General features: G+C 46.0%; 18 protein-coding genes and 2 riboswitches. Of the genes, 1 reads left to right on the forward strand and 17 read right to left on the reverse strand.

The window, feature by feature from the left end:
- Positions 1-72: 72 nt before the first annotated feature.
- From purF to HWY38_RS06435, 15 genes are all read right to left on the reverse strand, one after another.
- Positions 73-1503 (reverse strand): amidophosphoribosyltransferase, encoded by a 1431-nt coding sequence (purF, locus tag HWY38_RS06365; RefSeq protein WP_007609856.1) that lies wholly within the window; start codon positions 1501-1503, stop codon positions 73-75.
- Positions 1479-3707 carry a phosphoribosylformylglycinamidine synthase subunit PurL gene (gene purL / locus HWY38_RS06370; protein WP_224181471.1) on the reverse strand — a complete coding sequence of 743 codons (2229 nt, stop codon included), beginning with the start codon at positions 3705-3707 and terminating at the stop codon, positions 1479-1481. The genes purF and purL overlap by 25 nt, the downstream gene beginning before the upstream one ends.
- Positions 3691-4374 (reverse strand): phosphoribosylformylglycinamidine synthase subunit PurQ, encoded by a 684-nt coding sequence (gene purQ, locus HWY38_RS06375; RefSeq protein ID WP_007609853.1) that lies wholly within the window; start codon positions 4372-4374, stop codon positions 3691-3693. Before purQ ends, purL begins: the two co-directional genes overlap by 17 nt.
- Positions 4371-4625 (reverse strand): phosphoribosylformylglycinamidine synthase subunit PurS, encoded by a 255-nt coding sequence (purS, locus tag HWY38_RS06380; RefSeq protein ID WP_003155758.1) that lies wholly within the window; start codon positions 4623-4625, stop codon positions 4371-4373. Before purS ends, purQ begins: the two co-directional genes overlap by 4 nt.
- The gene (purC, locus tag HWY38_RS06385) at positions 4625-5344 is read right to left on the reverse strand and encodes a phosphoribosylaminoimidazolesuccinocarboxamide synthase (protein WP_224181472.1); all 720 of its coding nucleotides are present in this window, start codon (positions 5342-5344) and stop codon (positions 4625-4627) included. Before purC ends, purS begins: the two co-directional genes overlap by 1 nt.
- A 75-nt stretch (positions 5345-5419) precedes the next feature.
- Positions 5420-6712 carry an adenylosuccinate lyase gene (gene purB, locus HWY38_RS06390; RefSeq protein WP_007408896.1) on the reverse strand — a complete coding sequence of 431 codons (1293 nt, stop codon included), beginning with the start codon at positions 6710-6712 and terminating at the stop codon, positions 5420-5422.
- The gene (purK, locus tag HWY38_RS06395) at positions 6712-7893 is read right to left on the reverse strand and encodes a 5-(carboxyamino)imidazole ribonucleotide synthase (protein WP_101670760.1); all 1182 of its coding nucleotides are present in this window, start codon (positions 7891-7893) and stop codon (positions 6712-6714) included. The genes purB and purK overlap by 1 nt, the downstream gene beginning before the upstream one ends.
- On the reverse strand, positions 7847-8335 hold the full coding sequence (gene purE, locus HWY38_RS06400) for a 5-(carboxyamino)imidazole ribonucleotide mutase (RefSeq protein WP_007609846.1): 489 nt from the start codon (positions 8333-8335) through the stop codon (positions 7847-7849). The genes purK and purE overlap by 47 nt, the downstream gene beginning before the upstream one ends.
- A 132-nt stretch (positions 8336-8467) precedes the next feature.
- A riboswitch (purine riboswitch) is annotated at positions 8468-8569 on the reverse strand.
- 78 nt (positions 8570-8647) lie between these two features.
- Complete coding sequence (locus tag HWY38_RS06405; RefSeq protein ID WP_007609843.1) at positions 8648-8845, reverse strand: NETI motif-containing protein; 198 nt, start codon at positions 8843-8845, stop codon at positions 8648-8650.
- On the reverse strand, positions 8842-9396 hold the full coding sequence (locus HWY38_RS06410) for a DUF2179 domain-containing protein (protein ID WP_007609840.1): 555 nt from the start codon (positions 9394-9396) through the stop codon (positions 8842-8844). Before HWY38_RS06410 ends, HWY38_RS06405 begins: the two co-directional genes overlap by 4 nt.
- 121 nt (positions 9397-9517) lie before the next feature.
- A complete protein-coding gene (locus HWY38_RS06415; protein WP_012116994.1) occupies positions 9518-9691 on the reverse strand; it encodes a Fur-regulated basic protein FbpA in 174 nt (57 codons plus the stop codon).
- Between the two features lie 138 nt (positions 9692-9829).
- Positions 9830-10612, reverse strand: coding sequence for a hypothetical protein (locus tag HWY38_RS06420; protein ID WP_224181473.1), 783 nt, complete (start codon positions 10610-10612; stop codon positions 9830-9832).
- Positions 10613-10809: 197 nt separating this feature from the next.
- Positions 10810-12132 (reverse strand): NCS2 family permease, encoded by a 1323-nt coding sequence (locus HWY38_RS06425; RefSeq protein WP_007408891.1) that lies wholly within the window; start codon positions 12130-12132, stop codon positions 10810-10812.
- Between the two features lie 131 nt (positions 12133-12263).
- Positions 12264-12365, reverse strand: a riboswitch (purine riboswitch).
- A gap of 123 nt (positions 12366-12488) precedes the next feature.
- Entirely contained in the window at positions 12489-13931 is a 1443-nt protein-coding gene (locus HWY38_RS06430) for a DUF4179 domain-containing protein (RefSeq protein WP_224181474.1), read from the reverse strand.
- A complete protein-coding gene (locus tag HWY38_RS06435) occupies positions 13913-14446 on the reverse strand; it encodes a sigma-70 family RNA polymerase sigma factor (protein ID WP_224181475.1) in 534 nt (177 codons plus the stop codon). Before HWY38_RS06435 ends, HWY38_RS06430 begins: the two co-directional genes overlap by 19 nt.
- A gap of 527 nt (positions 14447-14973) precedes the next feature.
- On the opposite strand from HWY38_RS06435, the gene HWY38_RS06440 reads away from it, so the two are divergent.
- Positions 14974-16725 (forward strand): retron Ec67 family RNA-directed DNA polymerase/endonuclease, encoded by a 1752-nt coding sequence (locus tag HWY38_RS06440; protein WP_224181476.1) that lies wholly within the window; start codon positions 14974-14976, stop codon positions 16723-16725.
- Between the two features lie 87 nt (positions 16726-16812).
- Here the strand turns inward: HWY38_RS06440 and guaA are convergent, their stop codons facing one another.
- On the reverse strand, positions 16813-18354 hold the full coding sequence (guaA, locus tag HWY38_RS06445) for a glutamine-hydrolyzing GMP synthase (RefSeq protein ID WP_007408887.1): 1542 nt from the start codon (positions 18352-18354) through the stop codon (positions 16813-16815).
- Positions 18355-18517: 163 nt separating this feature from the next.
- Entirely contained in the window at positions 18518-20725 is a 2208-nt protein-coding gene (locus tag HWY38_RS06450; protein WP_224181477.1) for a DUF4129 domain-containing transglutaminase family protein, read from the reverse strand.
- Positions 20726-20739: the final 14 nt, after the last annotated feature.

Consider the following 20739-nt stretch of genomic DNA (forward strand, 5'->3'; position numbering starts at 1 on the left):
TTCGTTTCTCCTTAAAAGGCAGAAAGAGAAAGGCAGCCTGAATTCCCGCTGCCTTTATATCATTTTCAGATTTTATTTTGTCAGCACCGCTTCTTTTACGTGAGGAAGCACTGTATCCTGATAAATTTCCGTCGGATATTTGCCCGTAAAACAAGCGAGGCATTGTCCGCAGTTGGTGTCTTCAAATTTTCGGCCGACTCCTTTTAACAATCCGTCTACACTTAAGAAAGAAAGCGTGTCGGCACCGATGATCTGGCGGATTTCTTCCACAGAATGAGAGGAAGCGATCAGCTCCTCATGTGTTGATGTGTCGATGCCGTAGAAGCACGGATGAGCGATCGGCGGTGAACTGATCTTGACGTGCACCTCTGTCGCTCCCGCTTCTCTGAGCATTGTGACAATCCGGCGGCTTGTCGTCCCGCGCACGATGGAATCATCAACCATGACGACCCGTTTTCCTTCAACAACACCGCGGACGGCGGACAGCTTCATTCTCACGCCTTGCTCACGGAGAGCCTGTGACGGCTGGATAAACGTTCTGCCGACATAACGATTTTTAATGAGACCGAGTTCGTACGGGATACCCGTTGCCTCGGCATAGCCGATGGCTGCAGAAATACTGGAATCTGGCACGCCTGTGACGACATCCGCTTCAACCGCGGACTCCTGGGCAAGCATTTTTCCGAGGTTTTTCCGGGCGCTGTGCACGTTAATGCCGTCGATATTGCTGTCAGGTCTTGAGAAATAAATGTACTCCATGCTGCAGATGGAACGGTTGATATTCATGGAGAAACGCTCTGATTTCATGCCTTCATCATTGATGATCAGCATTTCGCCCGGCTCTACCTCGCGAAGGTATGTCGCACCGACCACATCGAATGCGCACGTTTCTGAAGCGACGACGTAAGCATCACCCATCATGCCGATTGACAGCGGTCTGAGTCCGTTCGGGTCAAGCGCTACGATCATTTCTGTTTCAGTCATAATCAGGAACGCGTAGGCGCCTTTCAGCATGGACAGCGAATTTTTGATCTGATCCTTCAGCGAAAAGTGTCCGCTGCGTTTAATCAGATGAGCCAGCACCTCCGTATCGGAGGAAGTCTGAAAGATGCTCCCTTGGTTTTCAAGCTGCTGCTTCAATTGTGTGGCGTTGACCAAGTTGCCGTTATGGGCGAGCGCGAGGCTGCCGTTGTTTTGCGAACGGAACAGGAGCGGCTGGACATTTTCATATCCGCCTCCGCCTGCAGTCGCATAACGGACGTGCCCGATCGCGCCTTTTCCCTTCACTTTGCTCAGTTCGCCGTTTTGAAAAACCTCGGTAATAAGCCCCTGTCCTTTATGCGCCGTCAGTTTTTCACCGTCAGTCGCCACGATGCCGGCGCCTTCCTGTCCTCTGTGCTGGAGGCTGTGCAGGCCGTAATATGTGATCTGCGGAGCTTCTTCATGTCCCCAGATGCCAAACACACCGCATTCTTCATTCAGGCCTTTGATTTCAGCAAGCATGGAATAGCTCCTTTCCACGCGCGCTCAAGTTCTTTCGTTTGCGCGTGAACCAATTGTTGTCCGTCCTGGTTTTGAATCGCCAGAAGTCCGTCAGCCGTTACCTCGCCGATATGAACCGCATCAGCCACAGCCGCTTCAAACGCCGCTTGGTGTTCTTTTTTCACCGAAACGACGAAGCGGGATTGAGATTCAGAGAATAATAATGCCGCTTCCCCTGCAACAGTTACGTTGGCGCCAAGGTTTTCCGTCGTCATGACGCTTTCTGCAACCGCTACGCCTAAGCCGCCTTCTGATACGTCATGCGCTGATTGAACGAAGCCTTTTTTAATCGCGTCAAGTAATGCTTTTTGACGTGACAGCTCTATATCAAGATCGATTTGCGGCGCTTTGCCGTAAATGCGGCCTTCTGTCATTTTTTGCAGTTCGCTTCCGGCAAACTCAGGTTTTGTTTCGCCGATCACGTATACAAGATCCCCCGCTTGTTTGAAATGCTGTGTCGTAATATGAGCGGTATCTTCAATTAAGCCGACCATGCCGATAACAGGCGTCGGGTAGATCGCCGTTCCGTTCGATTCATTATAAAGTGATACGTTTCCGCCGATGACGGGTGTGCTGAGAACATTGCACGCCTCGCTGATGCCGTCGGCCGCTTTTTCGATCTGCCAGAAAATTTCAGGTTTTTCCGGGTTTCCGAAATTCAGATTATCCGTGACCGCAAGCGGTTCGGCGCCTGAACATACGATGTTGCGCGCCGCTTCGGCAACGGCGATTTTCCCGCCTTCTTCTGGATCAAGATATAAATAACGCGCGTTGCAATCCGTCGTCATCGCCAGCGCTTTTTTCGTGCCGCGGATTCTGAGCACTCCCGCGTCAGAGCCCGGAGCGACCACCGTATTTGTGCGCACCATGTAGTCATATTGATCGTACACCCACTCTTTGCTGGCGATTGTCGGCTGCTGGAGGAGCGCCTTCAATGTTTCATTCGCATCATCAATTTGAGGCGCGGGAACTTCTGTTTCCTGAAACTCGCGGTAGTACGCGGGTTCTGCTGACGGCTTGTGGTATACAGGCGCTTCTTCCGCCAGCGCGTCGACCGGAAGCTCGCAAACAACCTCTCCGTTATGGCGGAGGCGGAGCATTTTATCATCCGTAACATGACCTACGGAAACCGCTTCAAGATCATATTTATCAAAAATATCGACAATTTCCTGTTCACGTCCGCGTTCAATGACGAGAAGCATGCGTTCCTGAGACTCAGAAAGCATCATTTCGTAAGCGGTCATACCTGTTTCCCGCTGCGGAATGAGATCAAGGTTCATTTCAATGCCTGAGCCGGCTTTGCTTGCCATTTCAGCACTCGAACTTGTCAGACCGGCCGCCCCCATATCCTGAATGCCGACTAAGGCGTCGCATTGGATGACTTCAAGGCATGCTTCCAGGAGAAGTTTTTCCATGAAAGGATCGCCGACCTGCACCGCGGAACGTTTTTCTTCAGATGAATCTGACATTTCTTCCGATGCGAAAGTAGCGCCGTGTATGCCGTCGCGGCCGGTTTTAGCGCCGACGTACATGACCGTGTTGCCGACACCTTTCGCCTGGCCTTTTTTAATATCTTTATGATCAATTAAGCCGACGCACATTGCATTAACAAGCGGATTGCCCTCATAGCTTGCGTCAAACTGCACTTCTCCGCCGACCGTCGGAATTCCGATACAGTTTCCGTATCCCGCGATTCCCGCCACTACTTCTTCAAACAAGTACTTCACACGAGGTGAAGTGAGCTCACCAAATCGAAGAGAGTTTAATACAGCTATCGGACGGGCGCCCATTGAGAAAACATCACGGATGATGCCACCCACTCCCGTCGCAGCACCTTGGTATGGCTCAAGCGCTGACGGATGGTTATGAGATTCAATTTTGAACACGACCGCCTGATTGTCACCGATGTCAACGATTCCCGCGCCTTCTCCGGGACCCTGCAGCACGCGTTCGCCGCTAGTCGGGAATTTGCGTAAAACCGGTTTTGAGTTTTTATAGCTGCAGTGCTCTGACCACATGACGGAAAAAATCCCGATTTCCGTGTAGTTCGGCAATCTTCCGATAATAGATTCAATGAGTGCGAACTCGTCATCACTGACACCCATTTGCTGATAGAGTTTCTCTTCTTTTATTTGTTCTTTACTTGGTTCAAGCAGTAGCGACATGAGTTTCCCTCCAATTTTTCACGATAGACCGGAACAATGTAAGACCGTCTGCGCTGCCGAGCAGTTCATCGACTGCGCGCTCAGGGTGAGGCATCATGCCTAATACGTTGCCTTTCTCATTCACGACGCCGGCAATGCCGCTGACGCTTCCGTTAATATCGCCGCCGTATGTGAAGGCGATTTGATTGTTTTCTTTTAATCTTTCAAGCGTTTCGTCATCACAGTAGAAATTGCCTTCTCCGTGGGCAACCGGAATCGTAATCGATTGTCCATTTTCATATGAAGATGTGAATAACGTATCGCCGTTCTGCACGATTAATTCAACCGGGCGGCAGATGAACTTTAAATCTTTGTTGCGTCTCATCGCGCCTGGCAGAAGTCCGAGCTCCTGCAGAATCTGGAATCCGTTGCAGACGCCGAGAACCGGTTTTCCTTCGGCAGCCGCTTTTTTCACGGCCGGCATGATGTTTGCGAATCTGGCGATGGCGCCGCATCTCAAGTAGTCGCCGTATGAAAACCCGCCGGGGATGAGCACGCCGTCAAATCCGTCAAGGCTTGTTTCCTCGTGCCAGACATACTCGACTTCTTCGCCGAGTTCATCCTTTACGGCGTGGAACATATCAATATCACAGTTGGAGCCGGGTAACACAATCACCGCAAATTTCACTGTGCGACAACCTCCTCAACTTCATATCGGTAGTCTTCAATGACTGTATTGGCAAGGAGCTTTTCACACATTTCTTTCACGAGCGCGTCAAGATCGCGGTCGGATTTTTCAATCGTCAGCTCCATGTATTTTCCGATGCGCACATCCTGCACTTCATTGTAGGTCATGCTGTGCAATGCATGCTGCACCGCGCTTCCTTGAGGATCGAGCACACTTTCTTTTAAGCTGACATAAACTTTCACTTTATACATTATGAAATGCCTCCCAGTCTTTTGAAAATCTCTTCATATGCGTCGGTTAAGCTTCCCAGGTTCCGTCTGAACAAATCTTTATCGAGCTTTTCGTTTGTGTCTTTGTCCCACAGACGGCACGTGTCAGGAGAAATTTCATCCGCTAAAAGCACCCGTCCCTCTGCGTCTAAGCCGAATTCCAGCTTAAAATCTATTAATCTGACGCCGCAGTCTTCAAAAATATGCTGAAGTTCTTGATTCACCTGGTTTGTAATCGATTTGATCATTTCGACCTGCTCAGGAGCTGCCGCTTTCAAGAGCCAGATATGATCTTCTGTGATGAGCGGATCACCCAGCGCGTCATCCTTGTAGTAAAATTCGATAATCGGCTGCGGAAGCTCAGTTCCTTCCGGGATGCCGAGACGTTTCGACATGCTTCCGGCGGCAATGTTTCTGACCACGACTTCAAGCGGAATGATGTTCACTTTTTTGATAAGCTGCTCTGATTCTGAAACACGCTCCACAAAGTGGTTGTCAATTCCTTTGGCGTGCAGATGTTTGAAAATCAGGCTTGAAATTTCATTGTTCAGACGGCCCTTTCCGCTGATCTCCGCTTTTTTCTCACCGTTAAAGGCTGTTGCGGAATCCTTGTAGACCACGCGGAGAATCTGTTCGTCTTCTGTTTGATAAATTCGTTTCGCTTTTCCTTCATAAAGAAGATTATTGTTCACAATATTCACGGAAGGCCTCCTAACCCGAATGTTGGGAATATTCAATCTATGGCGGCTGAAGAAGCCGCCTCCGGCTGGCTTCTTCTATAAACCTAAACGCTCAAAGATCAAGTCGACGTTTTTCAGATGATAATTGTAGTCAAAGCAATCGGCAATCTGTTCCGGTGTGAGACGGGACGTGATTTTTTCCTCCGCTTCGACAAGCTGGCGGAACGGCACTTGTTTTTCCCACGCTTCCATCGCTTTCGGCTGAACCGTGTCATATGCTTCTTCACGAGGCAGACCCGTGTCGATTAAAGCAAGCAGCACGCGCTGAGAATAGATCAAACCGAGTGTGCGGTCCATGTTGCGTTTCATATTTTCCGGGAATACCGTTAAGTTTTTGACGATATTGCTGAATCGGTTCAGCATGTAATTCAGCGCGATTGTCGCGTCAGGAAGAATGATGCGCTCAGCTGATGAATGAGAAATATCACGCTCATGCCATAACGGTACATTTTCGTATGCCGTCAGCATGTACCCGCGGATCACGCGCGCCATGCCCGTCATATTTTCCGACCCGATCGGATTCCGTTTATGAGGCATAGCCGATGAACCTTTTTGTCCTTTCGCAAAAAACTCTTCCACTTCACGTGTTTCACTCTTTTGCAGACCGCGGATTTCCACTGCGAATTTTTCAATGCTCGTCGCGATCAAAGCCAGTGCCGCCATGTAATCCGCATGTCGGTCGCGCTGTAAAGTCTGAGTGGAAATCGGCGCCGCTTTCAGGCCGAGTTTTTCACAGACATACTGCTCTACGAACGGATCAATATTCGCATATGTGCCGACCGCGCCGGAAAGCTTCCCGACTTCGATCCCTTCTTTTGCCTGCTTGAAACGTTCAAGGTTGCGTTTCATTTCTTCATGCCAAAGCGCGAGTTTCAGGCCGAATGTCGTCGGTTCCGCGTGTACGCCGTGCGTGCGGCCCATCATGACCGTGTATTTATGTTCTTTCGCTTTTTCTTTTATAATGTCAACAAATCTCTCAATGTCCTTGAGCAAGATCTCATTCGCCTGTTTTAATAGATAGGAAAGAGCGGTATCCACGACATCTGTTGACGTCAGGCCGTAGTGAACCCATTTTCTTTCTTCGCCTAATGATTCTGAAACCGCACGGGTGAATGCAACGACGTCATGGCGCGTATCCTGCTCGATTTCCAAAATGCGGTTGATGTCGAAAGACGCGTTTTCACGCATGACCTTGACGTCTTCTTTCGGAATGACGCCAAGCTCAGCCCAGGCTTCACAGGCTAAAATCTCGACTTCCAGCCATGCCTGGTATCTGTTTTCGTCCGTCCAGATCGCGGACATTTCAGGTCTTGAATAACGTTCGATCATTATGCTCGTCCTCCGTCTCTTTTCATCCATATGTTCGTGATGTCCTGAATCCATGTTTCATCAGGCTTCCGCAAAAATGTCATATGTCCCATTTTGCGGCCTTTTTTTATCTCATGTTTCCCATACAGGTACAGTTTGGCTTCCTTTAAAAGCTCCGTATGCTCCTCCGCAAGCTTCACTTCATCACCGAGCAGATTCACCATCATTCCCGGTTTGAGAAGATCGGTTCTGCCGAGAGGAAGTCCGCAGACCGCTCTGATGTGCTGTTCGAATTGGCTCGTTTCACAAAGGTCGAGCGTATAATGCCCTGAATTGTGAGGACGCGGCGCCAGTTCATTAATCAAAAGGTCTCCGTCTTCCGTGACGAACATTTCCACCGCAAGGGGCCCGACAAGTTCCAATTTCTCCGCGAGCTGAACGGCAAGCGCCTCTGCCCGCTTTTGAACCGTTTCCTCCGCTCTCGCGGGTACGATGCTTTGGAACAGAATATTATTTTTGTGGATATTTTCAGCAGCCGGAAAGGTTGAAATCTCACCGTGCACCGATCTCGTCACGATAACGGAAAGTTCCATCCGGAACGATACCCAGCTTTCAAGTATGCATGTGCCGTTTTCTAACAGCGCAGCCGCTTCATCTATCTGTCCTTCTTCCTTAATGACAAATTGGCCTTTGCCGTCATATCCGCCGCGGCATGTTTTCAGCACCGCCGGGAGCCCCAGTGCCTGAACGGCTTCCTCAAGCTCCCGTCCGCTGTTTACGATCCGATAAGGAGCGACTTGACAGCCTGCTGACTGGATCGCCTTTTTTTCCGTTTCCCTGTTTTGGGTGATGAGCAGCAGCTCGCTTCCCTGGGGAAGATATGCATGTTCTTTGAGCCAGTTGAGCGCCTCGTAATCGATATTTTCAAATTCGTAGGTAATGATGTCACTGACTCCGGCCAATTTTTGAATCGCTTCACGGTCATTGTACTGGGCGGTAATCTCAATATCGGCGATCTGTCCGCATGGCGAGTCTTTCACGGGATCGACGACAGCGACTTTATAGCCCATCTGTTTTGCGGCGACAGCCATCATTTTTCCGAGCTGTCCGCCTCCGATAATGCCGATGACGGCGCCGGGAAAAATCGTTTTTTTATCAGACAAGCTGATCACTGCTTTCCAGCACCGTTTGTTTTGTCGCATTTCTTCTCGCCTCTAGTTTATCCGCAATGTCATCGTCAAATGCCGACAAAATTTGCGCGGCTAACAGACCCGCGTTCACTGCGCCCGCTTTCCCGATCGCCGTCGTTGCGACCGGCACGCCGCCGGGCATCTGTACGATAGACAGAAGAGAATCAAGCCCGTTAAGCGATTTCGTCTGAACCGGTACGCCGATCACCGGCAGCGTCGTTTTGGCCGCCGTCATTCCCGGCAGATGCGCCGCTCCTCCTGCTCCGGCAATAATGACTTTTAAACCCCTGTCTCTTGCGCTTTCTGCATATTCAAACATCAAATCAGGCGTCCGGTGCGCGGATACCACCTGTTTTTCATAAGGAATGTGAAGTTCGTCAAGTATGTCGCATGCATGTTTCATTGTCTCCCAATCGGAGGTGCTTCCCATGATGATTCCTGCTAGCGGCTGCATTCTGTTCCCACCTTCTCATGCTTTGTTTTTCAGAAAAAAAAGCCCGGCTTATATTGCAACTATGAGGAAGCAATACAAACCGGGCATGGCGCGCGTATCGTCAGTCGTTCGCTTCTGCGATATCCATGTCAGCTGTTTATCACTTTCCTGCATAGTCCGGCCGTTTACGGCAGCCGGGTAGAAACTTATGGGCCATATTCCCAAGATTATATGAGGTCGTGTTTTGATTTCATGTTTATCTTAACAACGGACTTGGATAATGTCAACGACATTATCGAACGATATAAAAATTCTTTCTTTTAATGTTCGTGTTTAGATCAATTTCCCTTCAAATACGATTTTTTTCCCGCAAGGAACGACTTGAATTGATCCATTTTCTTTCTTTTCTGTAAAGATCGGCTCTTCCATCCGCCGGACGGGCATATAACCCTCTTCCTTCATTAAAGTGAGAATGGTGTCAATCGTTTCATCTTCCGTTACTTCAAACCGTTTCTTTTTTGGCTTTGTCATTCCTTAATTCTCCTCTTCTTCACTGCTTTCACCCAGAATCCGCCATGGATCGTTTTCGGCTCAAAGGCGATCATAAACGCTTTTTCATCAAGCGTTTTAATCGTATCATAAAGCTGAAGCTCATATTTGCGCGGTGTCAGTATCTGCATGGCGGTCCGGTCTCCTTCAAGTCCTCCCGCAACCCAGCTTGTAACCCCGTATCCTTTTTCCCGGAGCTGTTTCGGCAGGTCCAGATCGAGCTCCTTCGTAATGACGTTGACTGTAATATAGCCGAGCGCCAGTTTTTCTTCAATTTTCATTCCCACTATGACACCGAGACCGTAGCCGAGCGCATAGGCAATGACGTTTTGAATTTGATTCAGATTGCCGAGCACGAGACTCAGGCCGGTCACATACACAAGGATTTCAATCGTACTGATGCCCGCGGCGAAATAGCGCTGTCCCTTTAATGTCAGAATCATCCTGATCGTAAAGAAAGAGACATATATAATGTTAATGATGAGAATAATGAGAACCATACCTATACTGTTGGATAAAATCGTCTGCATCATTGATTCCCCCTCCTCTGATAATTTGAAAGGCCAATCTTTCAATTAAGGATAGTTTACCCTCTTTTGATCATTTTCAAAAGAAAAAAAAGCCCGCCCCGCAAGGCAGACTTTCAAGCTCTTATCAGTGAAGCTCGGCTTTTTTCAATCGTTTGACGGCTTCATATTCCTTCTCAAGCTCACTCAGCGTGTATCCGGACAGTTCCTGAACATGGTTTTGGTAAAACCCTGAGCGGATCAGCTTTGTCCTCAGATGCTGTTTTTTCCGATTAATGGCTTCTCGCAACAACGGGGCCATCTTCATCATCCCTTTCCGAATCATAAAGAGTAGTGCCGCTTTCGAATTGCTGTTGCTCTCATCATATCTCGGCCGGGTCTTCAAAACAACACGCTTTATTAGAAATATTTGTAAACATTGTGAAAGACAAATTTCGACTTATAAAGGGATCAGCGAAGCAGTAAAGTACTCTGAAATGAGCGGCCATGTCACAGCCGTAAAAATGAGCATGATGATGACCGCCGCGGAAATACAGTACATCACGTCAGCCGCAGGCTTTTCAGCCGATTTGTAAAGAATCTGCACAAACTGCACCATCGCCGAGGCGGCCAGAAACAAGGTCAGCGCCGTAAACACCACGGTGACGACCGGCAGATTCAATATCGCGAAAATCATCCACACGATAGAGCAGGCGACAGCCGGAACCAAAAGCGATCCGACCCCCGCGGCCGCATCCCGCATCGTAATTTTCTGTTTCATCATATAGCGTGATACAAGCCAGACCGCGCCCGCCGCAGCGGCAAAAAAGACGAACGTATACACGAGAACGACGGTAAAGCCGTCAAAAAACGTATGATGCCGCTCTCCGTATCCGAGAGGCCTTTGCTGGCTTGCCCTCAGCTGAAACCAATTTCCGATTGAGAAAAAGATACTGAATACAAGCATTGAAATAAGAGCATATTTAAAGCGGGAAAAGCCGTCTTCCCCAACGACCTTCACCGGTGATGTCAAAATGCGCAGCGCGAAACGGCAATAACGTTTGACCGCGGCCCATGCAGAAGCGAGTTTTTCCGTAAAGGCCGGAGCCGGGCGCCGTTCCTTATCTTTTTTCTTTTGCTTTTGATAACGTCCCGCATTTCTGGACATTCTCGACAGCGGTTCTTCATCAGTTCCCTGATGCTGTTTTTCTTCTTCCAACGTTTCTTTTCTTTCTTCCGTCATGTCAGCAACTCCTATCAAAAAAATACGGCGGAATTTGTTAAGCAAGAAAATAAAACACTTATATAAGGTACCGAAGCGTCCTTAAACAGTCAAGCGGTTTTCTTCACCCGGACACCCACATGACGTTTTATATTATGTATTGGTTTTACGGAATAGGACAAAAACAAAAAACCGGCTGAACTCAGCCGGTTTTTCCGTTATTTCAAGAAGATGAAATACAGGATAAAGATGACGAACAGCCCGTACATAATCGGGTGAACGCTTTTTCCTTTTCCTTTGCAGATCATTGTAATCGGGTAGAAAATAAAACCGATCGCAATCCCCGTCGCAATGCTGTACGTCAGCGGCATCATAATCATCGTTAAGAATGCCGGCACAGCCACCTCGAATTTATCCCAGGCGATCTTACCGAGCGGCGCCACCATCAGCGCGCCGACAATAATTAAAGCCGGAGCCGTCACATTCGTGGTGACAACTGACAGAAGCGGCGAGAAAAACATCGCCAGCAAAAAGAGAATGCCCGTCACAACAGCCGCGAAGCCGGAGCGCGCCCCCGCCGCAACGCCTGAGCTGGATTCAACATAAGAAGTCGTAGTAGACGTACCGAGTACGGCTCCGATAACGATTGATGTCGAATCCGCCAGAAGCGCTCTTCCCGCACGCGGAAGTTTATTTTCCTTCATCAGTCCGGCCTGTGTCGCTACAGCCACCAGCGTTCCGGCCGTATCGAAAAACCCGACGAACAGGAACGTTAAAATGACAATCAGCATTTGTACGGAGAAGATATCCGGAAGATGCATCCACGCCTGTCCGAAAGTCGGCGCAAGACTCGGCACGCTGCCGACAATGTGCGTCGGAACCGGAATCAGTCCGCAGACCATGCCGGCAACCGCCGTCAGAAGCATTCCGATAAATACGCCGCCGTTTACGCGAAGCACCATCAGAATGACCGTCACAATAACACCGAAAACCGTCAGCAGCACAGGTCCGCTGTGAATATTGCCGATAGACACCAAAGTCGATGAGTTCGCTTCAATGATGCCCGAACCCTGCAAACCGACAAATGTGATAAACAAACCGATACCCGCGCCGACCGCCAATTTCAGCTCAGGCGGAATCGCATTAATGATTTTTTCCCGCAATCCCGTCAGCGAAAGCGCCACGAAGATAATTCCGGAAATCAAGACGCCGGAAAGCGCAGCCTGCCATGAAATCCCCATGCCGAGGACGACAGAGAAAGCAAAAAACGCATTTAATCCCATACCCGGCGCAATCGCGATCGGATACTTTGCAATGAGCCCCATTAAAATACAGCCGGCCGCAGACGCCAAGGCTGTAGCGGTGAACACCGCGCCCTGATCAATTTTTAATGCTTCGGGAAATCCCTTCACACCGTTTAAAGACAATGTCAGCGGATTGACGAACAGAATGTACGCCATTGACAAAAAGGTCGTTAAACCGCCGATGATTTCATTACGATAGCTTGTCCCCAGCTCATCAAACTGAAAAAATTGCTTCAAGCCAATTGCCTCCTTCATTCTCTCCCATTTATTCTGCCCGATATCCGCCAAATAAAAAACGCCCCAAATACATTTGGGACGCTTGACTACATACGTTCAGTCTGAATAAATAAGAATGGATTATTTATATCAAACGATTGAGATTGATCCGTAGTCAAGCCATTTACGGTAGCTTGGTAGAAACTTGCGGGCCATATCCCCGCCATTATACGATATCTGCATATTTGATTTCTGAGTCTATTGTATCAATTCAATTTTGAAAACTCAATAAAAAAAACGAACAATCCCGTTAAAAAAATTTGGTTTATTCGTTAATTGACCAAAAATGGAAGACGGCAAAAGCCGCCTTCCCGACATCATTTTCCGTCCGCATGCCGGACCGGCACCGAGAATGTAATCTTGCCGTCACCTGCTAAAGTGTTCATGAACGTTCGATTGACATACAAAGCGTATGAATCGAATGAGAAATCGCGCAATGAATAGTCTTTATCTGATGAATCATCTAATTCAAAAACGGATTCCATTTCACCCGTTTTAAGGTTCGTGACTTTCGCCTTATTCCCTTTCAGGTAATAGCCTTTTTCATACTCATTAAGCGATGGCCAGGTTTTCATTTTTTTCGTATTGCCGAGACCGATTGACTCACCGACATTCATCAGCTGATCTTTATCCGTTTTGCTGTCATTAATTCCTGTGAATTGATAATCGACGATCACCCGTCTGCCTTGCTGTTTGATTTTTTTGATGGTGATGCCGACATGATGATGTTTCGTTTTATAGCTGGCGGGCAGTTTTGTTTTCAGAGGGACGATTTCTCCAGGCTCTGATTCTGATTTTAAATTACCCGTTATGAAAAGTGTTTTCGCTTTCGGGTCTATCGGTTTGCTGAATTGAGATTGGCCGCGTGCTCTTTTCCCGCCGCCGGGAAGATTGTTCCTGCTGCCAAGTTCAATAGCCGACGCTGTCGTTCCATAATGGTTTCCTGCATCATCCGTTGCTTCGTCAATCGAGATCGTATCATTTTTAGCTGCATCAGAGAAGTCGACTGAATACAGGAGAGCCGATCCCGTCGTTCCGTTTTCCGCCCGGATATCGAAAAAGCGGTATAATCCGTGATTTACATTCACAGCTTTCGTTCCTACAAGAGAAACGGACTTTTGTTTTTTAATCGGGAGTGTAAAGCGCCAGTTTCCGGGGATATCCTTAATTTGTGTAATGACAAGCGGAAGCTTATCACCGTCTTTCATCTTTGGCCCGTCCGCAAAAAAGCGAAGCTGCCCCCCGTACTGCCCGTCTTTCATTTTTTTCATGCCCTGACTGTCATAATCCAAAGATAATATATTCCGGCTGTCTTTATAATCGACTTCAAAAGGAATATCCTCCTCATCAGATTTCAAATTGTCAACGGTAAAATTGTAAACGAGCTGCCCGCTGTCGTAATACACACTTTTCACTGTAACCGTAATCCCGCGTGATTCCGCTTCCTCGTTCAGTTTTGTCACCAGATTGCTTTTAAACAGCGCAGAACCTGCCTTATCCTGAAATACCCTGTAAATCTGCCCGGCAACAGGGATGTTTCCCATAGCCGTATTAACGGAGGGCATGAACAAGCCTGAGGACAGATACAGAATAAACAAAGCAGCAGCAACCGCGAGTCCGTTTATCACTTTTCGTCCCCATCTCCGTCTGACGGCGCCTTCTTTTCCGGCACGGACAGCGGCGCTATGTATCACGTTTTTCAATTCAGCTTTCGGCACGTCAATGTCCTGATACAATTGCTTCATTTGATGCTTTTCCATATATGTTTATCCTCCTTTTCCAGCTCCTGCTTCAATGCTTTTCTCGCCCTGTGGAGATGCGTTTTTACAGTGCCTTCCGCCATACCGGTCTGTTCAGCGATCATAGCAATCGAGAAATCTTGAAAATAATAAAGCTGAATGGTCAGCTGTATATGTTCGTCAAGGGTTTCCAGGGCATTCCGAAGATCTATGTATTCTTCAATGTTCTTATTCTCCGCGCGCGTATCATGTTGCGGCTCAAACGGAATGACGTCTCCGTGCTTTTTCCTCATCGCAAAAATCGTATGAAGCAAAATCCGGATCAGCCACGTTTTAAAATATTTCGGCTCCTTCAGCTGCGCGATATGAAGAAAAGCCTTGTAAGCCGTTTCCTGAACAGCGTCCAGCGTATCTTCCTTGTGATGCAAATAGAGATAAGCTGTTTTATATAAAGTATCCTGGTGTGCTGTGATCAGTTTTTCAAAGGATGCGGCATCACCTTTTTTCGCCTTTTTGATCAATCGTTCTTCCTTCACCTTATCCACCTCCTATGCTGTTAGATATGAATCGGGGCAAAACGGTTTCAAAAAGATGAAAAAAAAACGCCTCTTTTTTAAAAAGAGACGTTTTTTATTGATTTATTCTAAACAGTATAAGAATCAATTTATTGAATAGCAAATCTTTTGGGTTGTTTGTAGTTCCTTGATGTAGAAGTTACCGTTAAAAATATTGCTCCTCCGTGTTCAGAATATTATGGGAGGGTCTAAATCTAATAGGCTTAAAAATGTTATTAACGTGCAACATAATAAAGTTGCTGATAGAAAGATGGTTTCAAACCAGTACGTAAAAAGAAATATATAAACTTTAATAATTAGACATATAGTATTATAATGATTAAGAACGTGTGGTTAGATTTTTTAACTTGTGTTTCGCAAGTTTTGACAAAAATGGTAGGGAGATTTGTTCCTTATTACTCGTATAATTGTATTGTATCGTATAGTTTCGATTCCTATAGAACGTAATGAGTAACCACACGTTCTATTTTTTTTTGGAGGCAATAACTATGAACACTTTTGAAGATATAACATCAATAGACAATCTCTCAAATATTTTGAGAACACCGAAAAAAAAGTTAACTTACATATTATATATTAAGAAGATTCAAAATTCATATACAACTTTCCAAATTTCCAAAAAAAGTGGTGGACAGAGAATTATTAACGCTCCATCTAAAGATTTAAAGGATATTCAAAGAAATATTGTGAATATGTTATTAAATCAACAAAAAAAATTCTATTATGAAAATAAGATTAGGTTGAACATTGCTCATGCTTTTACCAAAGAAAAAAGTATTATAACAAACGCTAAAATACATAAAAACAAACGTTTTGTTCTTAATATAGATTTAGAAAATTTCTTTGAAAGTTTTCATTTTGGAAGAGTACAAGGGTACTTTGAAAAAAACAAAAATTATTTGTTTCCCAAAAATATAGCAACAGTATTAGCTCAATTAACTTGTTATAACGGTTCTTTACCGCAAGGTGCTCCTTCCTCCCCTATAATAACTAATCTAATTTGCAATATTTTAGATATGAAAATATTAAAAATTGCTAAAAAATATAAATTAGATTACACAAGATATGCTGATGATTTAACTTTTTCAACAAACAATAAAGGTTTCGATGAAAAATCAGAAGAATTTATAAGTCAATTAGAAATGATTATTAAACAATCTGGCTTTAAAATTAATCGAAAAAAAACTCGACTTCAATATAAGCAATCTAGACAAGTTGTGACTGGGCTAGTCGTAAATAAAAAAGTGAATATGCCCAGAAATTTTTATAAAAACACTCGGGCAATGGCAAACTCTTTATATAAAAATGGATCATTCACTATAAATGGGGTAGAGGGTAGTTTAAAACAGCTTGAAGGTCGTTTTTCATTTATAAATCATATAAACAAAGAGAATAATAAAGAAAAGAAAAAAATTGATAAAAATTCGAAATTAGGTTTCAGAAATTTAAATGGACAGGAAAAAGAATATCAAAAATTTCTGTTTTATAAATATTTCTTCAATAATGAAAAACCTTGTATTTTAACAGAGGGTCCTACAGATATTATTTACTTAAAAAGTGCCCTTAAAAATCTTTATACAGATTATCCAAAACTAATTAAAAAAGTAAATGATGATTTTATATTCAAAATTTCTTTTTTAAAGAGAGGAGAAGATCCAAAAGCATCAAAAGCACACAAAAAAATAAAAGGGCAGAAGACATCAAAATTGCAATACTTCTTTGGTTTAGAGAAAGATGGTGCGGATACCATGAAACAAATCTATAATTTCTATGTTTCTGATAAACAGAAAAAAGATTGTCCAAACTATAGTGAAATTTTCAAAAACATGAATGTGAATTCTAAAAACCCCTGTATATTTATACTAGATAATGAACTTAATAATAAAGATAAACCAATAAAAACTCTAACCAACTATATGGATTTAAAACCAGACAAACTTGATGAGTTATGCGATAAAAATTATTTAAAAATCATTTCGAACCTTTATATCGTTACTAATCCATTGGTTAACGAGCTAAACGAATGTGAAATAGAAGATTTATTCGAATTAGATACCTTAAAAACAGAACTTAACGGGAAAACATTTGAACGATGTGAAAAAAAGTATAATCCCTCTGAAAACTATGGAAAAAGAGCTTTTTCCAAATATGTATGGAAGAACTATGAGGATATAAATTTCGAAAACTTTAGACCTCTATTAGATAACATCAATCAAATTGTAACAAATTATAATGATTAATGATTTTTTTGTTTGCAATATTTGTTTGCACACGCTTAAAAAAGAGCCTCAAACCCTTTTAAATAAGAGTTTGAGGCTTTCTTTTTACTATTCCCACTCAATCGTTGCAGGCGGCTTGCTCGTAATGTCATACACGACGCGGTTGATGTGTTTCACTTCGTTGACGATCCGTGTCGAAATCACTTCAAGCACATCCCAAGGGATACGCGCCCAGTCAGATGTCATGCCGTCGATTGATGTTACGGCACGGATACCGATTGTGTAATCATACGTTCTCGCATCTCCCATGACGCCGACGCTGCGGATGTCAGGAAGAACCGTGAAGTACTGCCAGATGTCGCGCTCTAGGCCGTGGTTCGCCACTTCTTCACGCAGAATCGCATCTGATTCACGAACGATTTCAAGTTTTTCTTCCGTTACTTCGCCAAGTACGCGGATGCCAAGGCCAGGACCAGGGAACGGCTGACGCCATACGATATCATCCGGAAGGCCGAGCTCTGTGCCAAGCGCGCGCACTTCGTCTTTGAAAAGGGTGTTCAGCGGCTCGATCAGTTCAAACTGCATATCTTCAGGAAGTCCGCCGACATTGTGATGCGATTTGATCGTTTGCGCCGTTGCAGTACCGCTCTCGATAATATCCGTGTAAAGCGTTCCTTGCGCAAGGTAATCGATGCCTTTCAGCTTGTCCGCTTCATCATCAAACACGTAAATGAATTCGTTGCCGATGATTTTGCGTTTTTGCTCAGGATCAGAAACACCTTTCAGCTTGTTTAAGAATCTGTCTTTCGCATCAACTTTAATGACATTCATATTAAAGCCTTCGCTGAACGTTTTCATGACGCCTTCCGCTTCGCCTTTACGAAGCAGGCCGTGATCGACGAAAATACAAGTCAGCTGGTCGCCGATCGCTTTATGAATCAAAGCAGCCACAACAGAAGAATCAACACCGCCGCTTAGCGCGCAAAGAACCTGCTTGTCTCCGACTGTTTCACGGATTTTTTGCATTTCGATTTCGATAAAGTTTTCCATTGACCATTTGCCTTCACAATCGCAAACGCCGAATACAAAGTTTTTCAGAAGATCATTGCCGTATTCAGAGTGGCGCACTTCCGGGTGGAACTGAACGCCGTACCAATTCTTGTCCGCTTTGCTCATCGCTGAATTCGGGCAGTGATGGCTTGTTGCGTCAACAGTGAAGCCTTCAGGAACTTCTACAACCAAATCGCCGTGGCTCATCCACACAACCTGTTCTTCCGGAAGATCCTTGAACAAGTCAGGAGTTCCTTGAATCTGAATGTTCGCTTTTCCGTATTCGCGCTGGCTTGCCGCCTCGACTTTCCCTCCGAGGTAATGAGTCATCAGCTGCATGCCGTAGCAGATGCCCAATACAGGAATATCGAGTTCAAAGATTTTTTCGTCACAGCGGAAAGATCCTTCATCATATACACTGTTCGGTCCGCCTGAAAGGATAATTCCTTTTGGATTCATTTCTTTGATTTCCTCAGCTGTCAACGTATGGGGGTGCAGCTCGCTATATACGCCAAATTCACGGATCCGGCGGGTAATCAGCTGGTTATACTGACTGCCGAAATCAAGAACAAGAATCATTTCATTCACTAACTTCGTCATGGTTGTCACCTAATCTCCTCTAAGTTTTTGACACAGAAAAAACGGAGGACAAACGTTCAGCCCTCTGTCGCGCAAGACTTGTACGGAAGCCCGGCTTTTTAACGCTCCCGGGCTCCCATTTAACATTCATTTATTCTAACAACAGGACGATATGCGGTCAAGACTATCTTGTTTTAATTATATTTTCCCACAACTGTCCCGATTCATTCCAAAGCTTTGCGGCATTATCCCTGCGGTATAAGGCCCGCTCATAGCGCAGCGTCAGCTCGGACATGTCGTTTGTATGGTGCGCCTCGTCAATCCTCGCGGCAAAATCGCGCAGCGTTTCTCCGTCCCCTCTGCTGAATCCTTTTCGTTTCAGCTGGCGGAGCAGCGCGGCATATGCGTCGAAAAAGACGTCTTCATCCGTTCGCCGCTTCAATCTGGCTGCTGTAACGTGCGGAATCCAGCGCGCCCGGAACAGCCAGGCGAGTGCCGCTGCGGCTGAAATCACGATGACGATGGCTGCATACGGCCACAGGTGTGCCGCGGTTTTGTTGCGGATCACAGGCTGCGGTGCCGCATTGTGATCCCGCTTTTTCGGTGTTTCTTCTTTTTCCGGCTTTGTTTCCTGACGCTGCTTGTCAGACGGTGAATCCGAATTCCCCGCTGAGCCTCCGCTGTCTTTTGCCGCGGTATGATTTTGCTCTGACGTAAACTCCGTCGGATTGGTGAAGCCTTTTGTTGGCTCAAACGTCACCCAGCCCTGATCGGGAAAATACACTTCTACCCACGAATGGGCGTTGTTGTTTGTGACTTCATAAATGTGGCCGTTATGGTCGCCTGCCCCTTTATATTCGCCGGATGTATAGCCCTTCACCCAACGGGCGGGAATTCCCGCGGAGCGGAGCAGCACGGCCATTGCCGATGAAAAGTTATCACAATATCCTCTTTTCGTTTCAAACAGGAATTGATCGACATAATCCTGATTGTGCTCCGGAACCGCGACATCCTGTGTATTATACGAAAATGCGGAAGATCCGAGATAATCCTCGATCGCCTTCGCTTTATCGAACATATTATGATGATCCCGCGTCAGTCTGTCCGCAAGCTGTCTCACTCTTTTCGGAAGGCTGTCGGGGACCTGTAAATACCGGTCATTGAATTGATTCTGCTCACGGTATCGTTTCACCTTCACTTTTCTGAGATCATTCAGCTTAAAGACTGGCGCCTGAAAAGTCACCGTGTACCGTCCCATATTGCGGATGTTGCCCACTTGCTCACTGACCGGCGTAATTTGCTCGGTGTTTCCGTTCATTTCAAGCTGAATCGAGTGCTTCGGTTTAATATTGGAGACGCCGATCGGATACATGACGTGATTATAGAGATAATTCTCATCAATGGACACCTGTGCCGTATACCGTCTCGTCTGCACACTCCGGTCAAACCATATATCTTCCACGTTGCCGCCGTTCAGTTTATAGGACATGCCCTGATCGGTCTCCACCCAGCCTTTCCCCGTGTATGTATCCTTCGTTTCCACCCGGAAGTACGCCCGTTCTTTTCCCTTCCATGTAAAAACCGGCGTATCATCCTCCTGAAAAGGGCCGCCCAATGTTTCATCATGATTGCCGTAGCCGATTTTGCTTTCGGCGGCGGGCACTTCTTTGTGGTTTGTTATTTTTTTTAGAAACGGGACGGGATCCGGCCAGTTCGGGTCTGATTTCGGAGCCGCCAGACCGAACACGACGGAAGCGCAGATAAACAGCATCAGCGGCAGAAACCATTTGAGTATCAATCTTTTTTTAAACGCTATATGTTCCGTAAGCCGGATGCGCTCCATATACAAAAGCCCCATCATCAAAAAGCCGATAAAGACGATTCGGATGACGGCGTACGCGGCATCATAAGGAGTAAACGTATCAAGCACGGTGATATACGCCACCGTCATGATAAAAAAGAATAATATTTTCCGCTGATAGATCACCCAGTAATGCAGCAAATACACGAGCAGCCATAAAAGCACAAAAAACAGCAACGTGCGGAATGACGGATTCATATCATTCCATCTTCCGGACCCGATGTGGCGGGCATTTTGCATCACGTCCCGCAAAAAAGAAACGAGCCATTCCGGCTGAAAAATAGAACCTTTATAAAACAGGATGTGAATACTGATCAACGTAAACAGAATGCAGGACGGCACGGTGACGTACCACCTCATCCGGAAGAATGACAGCAGAAATGCCAAACCGATAAAAACGATGAAAAAACCTGTATGTTTTGTATCCGTAAAATTGTGCAGCGGCCTGAGCCATTCCCATAACAATAAAAAAGCGAGAAAATAAAACAGCAGCAGACTCAGCCTGCTTCCCTGGTTCTCGTCATGCGGCATGGCGCGCCACCTCT

It is taken from the genome of Bacillus sp. KS1 (assembly GCF_020075515.1).
In the GTDB taxonomy this organism is placed as follows: domain Bacteria; phylum Bacillota; class Bacilli; order Bacillales; family Bacillaceae; genus Bacillus; species Bacillus velezensis.

Bases quoted from the DNA above. Each gene is read 5' to 3' on its own strand.
- purL (WP_224181471.1), bottom strand. From the start codon at position 3,707: ATGTCGCTACTGCTTGAACCAAGTAAAGAACAAATAAAAGAAGAGAAA.
- HWY38_RS06450 (WP_224181477.1), bottom strand. From the start codon at position 20,725: ATGCCGCATGACGAGAACCAGGGAAGCAGGCTGAGTCTGCTGCTGTTT.
- guaA (WP_007408887.1), bottom strand. From the start codon at position 18,354: ATGACGAAGTTAGTGAATGAAATGATTCTTGTTCTTGATTTCGGCAGT.
- purS (WP_003155758.1), bottom strand. From the start codon at position 4,625: ATGTATAAAGTGAAAGTTTATGTCAGCTTAAAAGAAAGTGTGCTCGAT.
- HWY38_RS06415 (WP_012116994.1), bottom strand. From the start codon at position 9,691: ATGGCCCCGTTGTTGCGAGAAGCCATTAATCGGAAAAAACAGCATCTG.
- HWY38_RS06405 (WP_007609843.1), bottom strand. From the start codon at position 8,845: ATGACAAAGCCAAAAAAGAAACGGTTTGAAGTAACGGAAGATGAAACG.
- purF (WP_007609856.1), bottom strand. From the start codon at position 1,503: ATGCTTGCTGAAATCAAAGGCCTGAATGAAGAATGCGGTGTGTTTGGC.
- purK (WP_101670760.1), bottom strand. From the start codon at position 7,893: ATGCGACAAAACAAACGGTGCTGGAAAGCAGTGATCAGCTTGTCTGAT.
- HWY38_RS06420 (WP_224181473.1), bottom strand. From the start codon at position 10,612: ATGACGGAAGAAAGAAAAGAAACGTTGGAAGAAGAAAAACAGCATCAG.
- purE (WP_007609846.1), bottom strand. From the start codon at position 8,335: ATGCAGCCGCTAGCAGGAATCATCATGGGAAGCACCTCCGATTGGGAG.
- HWY38_RS06410 (WP_007609840.1), bottom strand. From the start codon at position 9,396: ATGATGCAGACGATTTTATCCAACAGTATAGGTATGGTTCTCATTATT.
- HWY38_RS06430 (WP_224181474.1), bottom strand. From the start codon at position 13,931: ATGGAAAAGCATCAAATGAAGCAATTGTATCAGGACATTGACGTGCCG.
- purB (WP_007408896.1), bottom strand. From the start codon at position 6,712: ATGATCGAACGTTATTCAAGACCTGAAATGTCCGCGATCTGGACGGAC.
- HWY38_RS06440 (WP_224181476.1), top strand. From the start codon at position 14,974: ATGAACACTTTTGAAGATATAACATCAATAGACAATCTCTCAAATATT.